This is a genomic window from Sulfitobacter sp. IGS-18, from assembly GCF_059628195.1.
Genome location: NZ_JCAQIH010000008.1, coordinates 1 through 7,051 on the forward strand (window position 1 = coordinate 1; position 7,051 = coordinate 7,051).

8 protein-coding genes and 1 pseudogene are annotated in these 7,051 nt (G+C 57.6%); 5 read left to right on the forward strand and 4 right to left on the reverse strand.

What is annotated here, in order from left to right; translation table 11 throughout:
* Positions 1-227 precede the first annotated feature (227 nt).
* From ACWNZ3_RS23075 to ACWNZ3_RS23085, 3 genes are all read right to left on the reverse strand, one after another.
* A complete protein-coding gene (locus ACWNZ3_RS23075) occupies positions 228-1,256 on the reverse strand; it encodes an IS110 family RNA-guided transposase (RefSeq protein WP_496902635.1) in 1,029 nt (342 codons plus the stop codon).
* 59 nt (positions 1,257-1,315) lie between these two features.
* Positions 1,316-1,468 carry a hypothetical protein gene (locus ACWNZ3_RS23080; RefSeq protein WP_496902636.1) on the reverse strand — a complete coding sequence of 51 codons (153 nt, stop codon included), beginning with the start codon at positions 1,466-1,468 and terminating at the stop codon, positions 1,316-1,318.
* Positions 1,469-1,550: 82 nt separating this feature from the next.
* Complete coding sequence (locus tag ACWNZ3_RS23085; protein ID WP_496902637.1) at positions 1,551-2,315, reverse strand: AraC family transcriptional regulator; 765 nt, start codon at positions 2,313-2,315, stop codon at positions 1,551-1,553.
* Positions 2,316-2,472: 157 nt separating this feature from the next.
* Between ACWNZ3_RS23085 and ACWNZ3_RS23090 the strand changes: the two genes are divergently transcribed.
* From ACWNZ3_RS23090 to ACWNZ3_RS23105, 4 genes are all read left to right on the forward strand, one after another.
* A complete protein-coding gene (locus tag ACWNZ3_RS23090; protein WP_496902638.1) occupies positions 2,473-3,474 on the forward strand; it encodes a dihydrodipicolinate synthase family protein in 1,002 nt (333 codons plus the stop codon).
* A 69-nt stretch (positions 3,475-3,543) separates the two neighbouring features.
* Positions 3,544-4,515, forward strand: a complete 972-nt coding sequence (gene dctP / locus ACWNZ3_RS23095; RefSeq protein WP_496902631.1) for a TRAP transporter substrate-binding protein DctP — start codon at positions 3,544-3,546, stop codon at positions 4,513-4,515.
* Positions 4,516-4,617: 102 nt separating this feature from the next.
* Positions 4,618-5,133 carry a TRAP transporter small permease gene (locus ACWNZ3_RS23100; RefSeq protein ID WP_496902632.1) on the forward strand — a complete coding sequence of 172 codons (516 nt, stop codon included), beginning with the start codon at positions 4,618-4,620 and terminating at the stop codon, positions 5,131-5,133.
* Between the two features lie 2 nt (positions 5,134-5,135).
* Positions 5,136-6,449, forward strand: a complete 1,314-nt coding sequence (locus ACWNZ3_RS23105) for a TRAP transporter large permease (RefSeq protein ID WP_496902633.1) — start codon at positions 5,136-5,138, stop codon at positions 6,447-6,449.
* Between the two features lie 106 nt (positions 6,450-6,555).
* On the opposite strand, the gene ACWNZ3_RS23110 is transcribed toward ACWNZ3_RS23105, so the two are convergent.
* On the reverse strand, positions 6,556-6,798 hold the full coding sequence (locus ACWNZ3_RS23110) for an integrase core domain-containing protein (protein ID WP_496902634.1): 243 nt from the start codon (positions 6,796-6,798) through the stop codon (positions 6,556-6,558).
* A gap of 94 nt (positions 6,799-6,892) precedes the next feature.
* On the opposite strand from ACWNZ3_RS23110, the pseudogene ACWNZ3_RS23115 reads away from it, so the two are divergent.
* Positions 6,893-7,048 (forward strand): annotated as a pseudogene (locus ACWNZ3_RS23115) (IS30 family transposase); the annotation flags it as partial.
* Positions 7,049-7,051 lie beyond the last annotated feature (3 nt).

A 7,051-nucleotide genomic window follows, 5' to 3' on the forward strand; every position in this document is an offset into this window, starting at 1 on the left:
AACTGCCTTCCCCTGCAAGTGATTTGTCGATGCGCCGCTGACCCTGCTTCTATGTATTCGGTCTTTCTTCGGGGCCGTTCGATTTGCCCCTGACCAAGATGGGAAGTCGCGCGTCCTGTGTCTCGTTAGCTCATCGGCACTTCGGGGGCCATGCTCCCCATCAGACTGACAAGACGCCTATCGGTCGTTGGTCCATCTCCTCCTCGCTCGCAGATGCCTTTGTCCGACTACAGGCCGCTCATGGCATTCGGCCGATATCTCTCACCCTTCGTCAGAACAGCCCAGGCAATACGTGCCATCTTGTTGGCCATGGCGACCGCCGCGACGTTCACATGCGCTCGCCCCTTCAAAGCGTCTGCCCAAGCCGTTATTGGCGACGTCCTATCACGCACGAGATGCAGCACCGTTCGAGCTCCGTGGATGAAGAGCTTACGCAAATATCGGTTACCGTGTTTCGAGATTCCGATCAGCTTGGCCTTGCCACCTGTCGTGACCTGCCGCGGCACCAGACCAAGCCATGCGGCAAGATCACGACCTTTGCCAAAAGAGCTGCCGGTGCCGACAGCTGCCACGAGCGCTGTCGCAATCGTCGGACCGATGCCGGGGATCTCCATCAAGCGCTGCATATCGGCATCTGTCCTGGCCAGCGCCTTGATTTCGGTATCGATCGCCGCGACCCGATCATTGATTACGTCCAGTTCGGACGCCATGTCAGCCACGAGCAGGAGCATTCGGGGTGAAAGGTCGACAGCGCCCTCTACGGCCAATCTGGCCAGCTCCTTTTGGAAGACATGGCGCCCGGTTCCTACCCGGATGCCGCGTTCCATCAGGAAACCACGGCCCTGATTGATCAAGCGCGTCCTGTCTGACACCAGGCGCTCTCGCGCACGGTGCAAGGCCTGAAGATCGAGCTGTTCCTCCGACTTGATCGCAACAAATGGCATCGTTGGCCGCGTCGCGGCTTCGGCAATGGCTTCCGCATCCCGGTCGTCGTTCTTGTGAACCTTCACATAGGGGCGGACATAGAGCGGCGACATCAACCGAGGTTCATGCCCCTTCTGAAGGCAGAAGCGTCCGATGTGATGCGCCCCGCCGCAGGCTTCCATTGCAACCACGCAGGGCGGCAGCGTGGCAAGAAAGTCCAGCAGCCGATGCCGCTGGAGCCGTTTGCGAAACACGACCGCTCCCGCTTCATCCAGTCCGGCAAGACTGCAAACGGTCTTGCCCAAATCAATGCCCAGAACCTTGATGTCCATCAGATGCTCCTCTCTCCACCTATGCCTGCCACGATAGCAGCGTTTGGTGGGAAGGCAGTTCATCCCATTAGGTCAGGATGTTGGCTGAAAAATGCCAAGGTCTGTGCTCGCCGCAACTTCTTACGCAGAACCGCTCGACCTGCGCCATCGGTTCCATGCACCTGGAATACATTCTTCGCCAAATCGAGCCCGACCGTGATAATACCCGACATGACCGCTCTCCTTTGTGGATCATTGTAGACCCACCTTGGCACATCGATGCCGTCGGAGGGCGGTTACTTCATCAACGCTCAGTCACTGCGTGAAGAACTTCCCCGGGGTGCGTCCGGTCGTCCGTTTGAACATATTGATAAAGGCGCTTTGCGACCGGTAGCCCGTCTCGTAGGCTATTTCGGTCACGCTCTGACCTTCTGACAACCCTTTCAGCGCCGCGATCACCCGTGCCCTTTCTCGCCACTTGCCAAAGCTCAGGCCGGTTTGCGTGATAAACAATCGGGACAGGGTGCGTGAGCAGCTGCCCACTTTGTTGGCCCAGACGTCCAGCGACTGTGAATCGGACGGATCGCCCAAAATTCCGTCGATGATGGGCTTGAGGCGAGAATCACTGGCTACAGGCAAAAAGAGGGGTTCGGCAGGCAGACGGCTCACCTGGTCCAGAATGACCGAGATGAGACGCTCCGACGCGGCGGAATCCAGTGTGGCAAGCGACCGTGTGGTGTAGAGGATCAGCTCTTTCAGCAGTGGGGAAATCGTGACCACGCTGCAGATGCCCAGGAACTCGGCACCCCCGGAGGTGTTGAAGAAAAGGCTGTGCATGGTCACACTGCCATTGCAGGTGACTTCGTGCGCTACGTCTGACGGAAGCCAGAAGGCCTGGCCGTTGGGGACCACCCATTTGCCGCTGTCGGTGCGCACCTGAAGTACCCCGGTCGTCGTATACAGAAGTTGCGAGTGCGCGTGGCTATGGCGCGGTACAACTGTGAGGTTTGCACATTGGCGTGCATTGAAGGAGATCAGCGATCCAGGTTCGTCGTAACGGTTCGGTGGAAGGTATTTCATTCGGCAACCTTTTGTCTGAATCGCGTTATTCTATGTCCAAACACCCGGTAGCGCCATCTATCCCGCTCTTCCTAGACTGCGATCATGTAATGGCCGTCCCTCAGACGTAGGAAGACACGGACGGCGAAAGCTTTTTTGCACCATAGGGAGAGACGCAATGCCAAACGCCAACGCATGCCGGCTTACGGTCGACGACGTAACAGGAATCTGGGGAATCATCCCCTCGTGTAGCACCCCTGAGGCAGCCGACCCCCTCTATGAGGGCATCGCCATCAACGTCGAAGAAACACGCCGCGCCGTGAACCAGATCATCAAAGACGGCGTGGACGCTATCCTGACCAATGGCACTTTCGGTGAAGAAGCTACGCTGACCCCCGAAGAATGGAAAGTCTTTGTAACGGCGGTCGTCGAGGAGGCAGCCGGGCGCGTGCCTGTCTGCATCGGGACAACGATGCAGAGCACACGCGAAACTATCGAAAGAATGAAGTTTGTGCGCGATCTTGGCGCGCAGGGAACCATGCTGGGTCGCCCGATGTGGTGCCAGTTGGCGCCCGAAGCAATCGTACGATATTATCGTGACGTGTCCTTAGCTGTGCCGGAACTGGGCATTGTGATCTATGATAACCCAGAGGCCTTCAAGGGGCGGATCACCCCCGAAACCTGGGCCGAGCTTGCCGAGATTCCTCAGGTCGTTGCCGCCAAGACGATCGGCGTTGACGAGATCTATATTCGAAGCCTGGAGGCCGTGAACGGCCGGATCCGCCTTTTGCCGCTGGAACGAGACTGGTTGAAGACACAAGAGATCGACGCCGAAGTATCGTTGGCCGCGTGGGCCGGTTCTGCAAGCTGTGGCATGCTGCCCTGCACGAAGCTGCGGGATCTGATCACTGGTGGCCACCGCGAGATGGCACAGAAGCTCACGGACCGGATTACGTGGAGCTACGAGACTTTCTTTCCCAACGGCGATTTCCGCGAGTTCTCCAAGTATAATATTCCCTTGGAAAAAGAACGTTTTAACGCGGCGGGATATATCAACGCTGGCCCGACGCGCCGCCCGTTCGACCTGATGCCAGCAGCCTATCTGGAAGGCACAGTGGAGGCCGCGCGCAGGTGGAACGTCGTTTCGGATGAGATCAAGCAGGGCACTTACGACTTGTAGTAACCCAACGACCTGGTGATCCGGCCATAAGTGCCAGGCACCAAAACCATTCAAAGGGAGGAGAATATCATGCTTAAGGCTCTGACGAGGAAGACCGTTGCGGCGCTGGCGCTTATGGCGGTCGCAGTTCCAACAATGGCCGAAGAAGTGACAATCCGCGCTGTGAGCGGCTGGACAGCCGGATCGATCATCGCGTCGCGCTACGAGTCGTTCATCGAAAAGCTGAACGAGCGCGGCGGGGGCCTGGTGAAGATCGACTACCTAGGCGGTGCGCCGGCCATCGGCAGCCCGGTGCAGATCGTAAAGAAGGTGAAGGGCGGGGTCTACGGCATGGCCTACGTGACTGGTGGCTGGTATACTAATGTCCTGCCGGAGGCTGACTTTTTCAAATTGTCCGAGGTCGACATTTCGGAGCTTCGCCAGAACGGTGGGTACGAATATATCCAGAAGCTGCATGCTGAAAAGGGTCTGCACTATTTGGGTCGCACCTACGACACGTCACCCTATTACCTCTACCTGAATAAGCCGATCGACTCCGCCGATCTCAGCGGGATCGACATTCGCGTGTCGACGGCATACCAGGCATTTTTCGCTGCTCTTGGGGCATCGACGCATTCGGCCCCAGTGCCTGAAGTCTATACGCTCATGGAGCGCGGGGTGGTTGACGGTTTCGGTTGGGTTGCCGAAGGGATCTTTGACTACAGTTGGGATCAGGTGACGAAATACCGGGTCGAACCCGGGTTCTTTACCGGCAACGGCCACGTGGTGATGAATCTCGACCTATGGGAAAGCATGTCCGAGGAACAGCAGGCGCTGCTGAACGAGCTGATGCTTGAACTTGAAAGCGAAAACTACCTCGTCGTCGAAAATGACGCTAAGGAAATCGCGCGGCAGACAGAAGCAGGCATCGAAACGATCGTACTGCCAGCCGACCAAGCCAAAATCTGGAGCGAAACGGCACGTCGTGTCGGCTGGGAAGAAGCCCAAAAGATCAATGCGACGGTCGCCGAGGAAATTCGCGCATTTATTACCCGGCCATGAGACTCCACGCACGTGGCATCGCCACGTGCGGCTACGTGCATGTCCCATGTGACCACAAGCGCTCGCATGGGGTTCGGCCCAGAATATAGGGAGGTGTCTGAGATGTTGCGACTTGTTCGTGCGGTACACGATAGTATGCTTAAAGGGTTTGTGTTGTTTTTTGGTGCTTTGGTGGGTTTCATCGCCGTCACGGTGTCGATGAATATTTTCCTGCGCCTGATGGGCCTATCCACGGTTGAGTGGGTCGGCGAAGTCGCGGAATATTCGATTTATGTCGGGGCATTTGCTGCCGCACCATGGGTTCTTCGTCTTGGGTTGCATGTCAAGATTGACATCCTTGCCAAAACTCTACCCCGTGCAAGCGCGCGTGCACTCGACATGTTCGCCGACCTGGTCGGTCTCGCCGTATGTCTGTCCATTGCCTATTTCAGCGCGGGCGCCGCCTACAACGCGTTCGAAAGCAATAGCGCCATCTACAAAAGCCTGGTGATCCTGGAATGGCCACTGCTGGCGGTCATACCGGCGTCGTTCGTTCTTCTGGCCATCGAATTTCTTCTGCGCATCGTCGACGACCAACCGGATGCCGCAGAAACTACCCCAGCCTCTGGAGGGTTCTGAGCATGGAGTGGTATCTCGCGCTTTTGTTGATGCTTGCCATCATCGCTTTCGGCATGGCCATTGGCCTGCCAGTCGCTTTTTCCTTCATCGGTGCCAATCTAATCGGCATGGTGCTGTTCATGGGGGGCACCGGGTCGCTGGAGTTTCTATCCGGCGAAATGTTTGAATCGGTGGCTAAGTTTTCCTTTCTGCCCGTCGTCTTGTTTTTGCTGATGGGAGAAATCCTGTTCCAGTCCAAAGTTGCCTTCCGGGCGATCAACGCCGTCGACATTCTGATTTCGCGGGTTCCCGGGCGCATGTCGGTCGTGGCCATCACCGGCGGCACCATCTTTTCATCGCTGACCGGTTCAACTATTGCCAACACGGCGCTGATGGGCGGTGTTCTTTTGCCTGACATGCTAAAGCGCGGCTATGATCCAGGTATCGCCATGGGACCGATCATGGCGACAGGGGGGATTGCGATGCTGATTCCGCCTTCGGCATTGGCGGTGCTGCTCGGCAGTCTGGCCTATATTCCGATTTCGTCCCTCCTGGTGGCGGGGCTCATGCCCGGCATGCTCATGGCAGCGCTGTTTCTGGGCTATGTGCTGATCCGGTGCACCATCAACCCCGAACTGGCACCGGTTCAGGAAAGCGTCGACAACTTGACGCGCCGCGAAAAATGGGAGCCGTTCCTGATTTACGTTTTGCCGCTGATGTTGATCTTTGTCGCCGTGGTGGGCAGCATCTTTGGTGGCATCGCGTCGCCCACCGAGGCAGCCGCGATCGGTTGCATGGCGGCGTTGATCGCCGCGGCGGCCTACCGGTCGCTGTCTCTTGAGGTGTTGAATACCGCGCTGTCTGAAACGGCCAAGGTCGCTTCGATGATCATGCTCATCGTGGCCGGGTCTACGACGTTCTCACAGCTCCTGTCCCTTTCTGGAGCGATTCAGGGGATGCTGGGTTTCGTGGACGGGCTGAATCTGACCGCCTTTGGTGCGGTGTTGATGATGTTGATCGTGTTGATCTTCCTAGGTGCTTTCATGGATCAGGTCAGCATGTTGCTGGTGACGCTCCCCTTCTTCCTACCCATTGCGCATGCGCAAGACGTCAACATGCTGTGGCTTGGCGTCTTGTTCCTTGTGGTGATGGAGGTCAGCCTGCTGACACCGCCATTCGGACTTCTGTTGTTCGTGATGCGCGGCGTGGCGCCAGAGTGGATATCGATGCTGGCGATCTATCGAGCAGCGATCCCGTTCATCTGCCTCGAAGTGCTGGTTCTGTTTGTGCTGTTCATATTCCCGGAACTGGCACTCTGGTTGCCCAGCTTCTTGTAGCCAACAGGCTTGCGGTCGGCTGTGGAATCCACACCGGCTGCATAGATAGGTGGTCCTGCTTTTTCGACCAGAATGCAGCCCGGTTAAGGTGGATCAGGGTTTCACATCAGGCTGCCATTCTCACGGGTTCGATTTTGCTGGCATGGACATCGTCGCGGGGCAAGATGCCATGGGTCGAGTGGGGCCGCTCGGCGTTGTAATAGGCCAGCCATTGCCCGATACCGTCTCGGGCCTGTGACCCGGTCTCGAAGGCGCGCAGGTAGACGCATTCATATTTCAGCGACCGCCAGAGCCGCTCGATCATGCGGTTGTCGATCCAGCGGCCCTTGCCATCCATCGATATCTGCACCTTGGCCTCCCTCAGCTCATCGAGCCTATCGCTGCTGGTGAACTGGGCGGATTCAACCGGTCGTCGCAACACCCCGCTATTGGAGGTGTTGTTGATGTCAGGAAGACGGAAGTCGGATCGTTCGATGCGACGCAAATTATCCTCGCCAGGTCGGCCACCAGTCTGGCAGCGTGAGCATCTGTGCCGGTTCTGGCGGGAGATTGCGACGGGGCTATCCAGCGAGGAAGCTGCCGTAGCAGCGGGAGTTTCACCA